Source organism: Elusimicrobiota bacterium, assembly GCA_040757695.1.
Taxonomy (GTDB): domain Bacteria; phylum Elusimicrobiota; class UBA8919; order UBA8919; family UBA8919; genus JBFLWK01.
In genome coordinates, this window is sequence record JBFLWK010000223.1 from 1 (window position 1) to 1,453 (window position 1,453).

Sequence of the window (1,453 nt, forward strand, 5' to 3'; positions counted from 1 at the left end):
AGCCAGATTTGATTTTGACTATTGGGACGTCAGCGACAAAGTTAGTATCTGAAAAAATTAAAGATATTCCGATAATTTTTTCTATGATTATAGATCCTGAAGGAGTTGGTTTAAAATCAAAAAATCTGACAGGTTCTCCACTTGATATACCGATTAGGTTACAGTTTGAAAATTTGAGAACAATTATTCCAAAAGTAAGAAGAATCGGAGTAATCTATAACCCTAAGGAAAATGAGAGTATTATTCAAAAAGCCATAGAAACAGCTAGTGATATGGGATTTGTTCTGAAAACATATCAAGTCGAATCTACAGAAGACATACAAAAGATTCCAAAAATGGAAGAAATGAATATTGATGTTTTATGGTTAGTTACAGATACCATTGTTTGCCAGCTAGCAATTATCAAACAAATTCTTTATTCTTGTTTGAAAAATAAAATACCGGTTATGGGAATTTCGTCGAGTTATGTTAAAGCAGGAGCACTTCTGGCTTTATCCTGTGATTATGAAGATATTGGTAGACAGTCAGGTGAAATAGCTGAAAAAATTTTGAATGGAAAAGACTTGTCTACTATTCAAGTCAGTGTACCAAGAAAGACAAAACTATATTTAAATATATCTGTGGCTGATAGATTAGGGATAAAAATCCCTAAGGAAATTATTGAAAAAGCAGAAGAAGTGTTTGGAAAATGAAATTAAATATTGCTACTAAAATCAATTTACTTACTGTCTCATTAATTGTAATTTTTACCAGTTTCCTTGGTTGGTTTTTTGTAAGACACGAAACAAGTGCAATTAAGACTGAGTTAGATGAACGGGCAATAACTATAGTAAATAATATTGCTTATAATAGCGAGTATGATGTCCTAGTTGGAGATAAGGAAGGATTGATACGGCTCCTTGAAGGTATAATAAGAGAAAAAGATATATCGTATGCAAGAATAGAAGGCGTAACAGGAAATCTTATAGCAGAAGTAGGAGAGAAGGAGAAGGTATTAATAAAAGAATTTACTGCTCCAATAGTTGCTATACAATTATCTAAAGATGCAGGAAAAGAGGAATTGAGTATTATTCAAGAAATAGAAAAAGGAAAAGAGAAGAAGTTAGGAATGGTGCGACTGGGTGTTTCTTTAAGAGGATTGTACCAAAAGACAACTCAGATTAAAAAAGTAATGCTTTTGAGCGTGATTGTTATAATACTTATATCATCTTTAGTAGTAATTTTTGCTGTTAGATTCCTGATAAGTAGACCGCTGAAACCTCTTATGTTAGGTGTAGAAAAAATCAGAACGGGCGATTTGTCACATCGGGTTAAAATAAAATCTCGAGATGAACTTGGTGAATTTGCTAATTCGTTTAATAAGATGACAGAAAATTTATCAAAAGTCACTGTGTCCAAGGACTATGTTGACAATATTATCAAAAGTATGATTGATACTTTGATTGTGACTGAT

2 protein-coding genes are annotated in these 1,453 nt (G+C 31.9%); both read left to right on the forward strand.

Features of this window, described 5'->3' with window-relative positions; all coding sequences use genetic code 11:
- The coding region (locus tag AB1349_14310; protein MEW6558498.1) for an ABC transporter substrate-binding protein at positions 1–692 on the forward strand (692 nt) is incomplete at its 5' end.
- Positions 689–1,453: HAMP domain-containing protein (locus AB1349_14315; GenBank protein ID MEW6558499.1), on the forward strand; the 765-nt coding region annotated here is incomplete at its 3' end. The genes AB1349_14310 and AB1349_14315, both read left to right, overlap by 4 nt.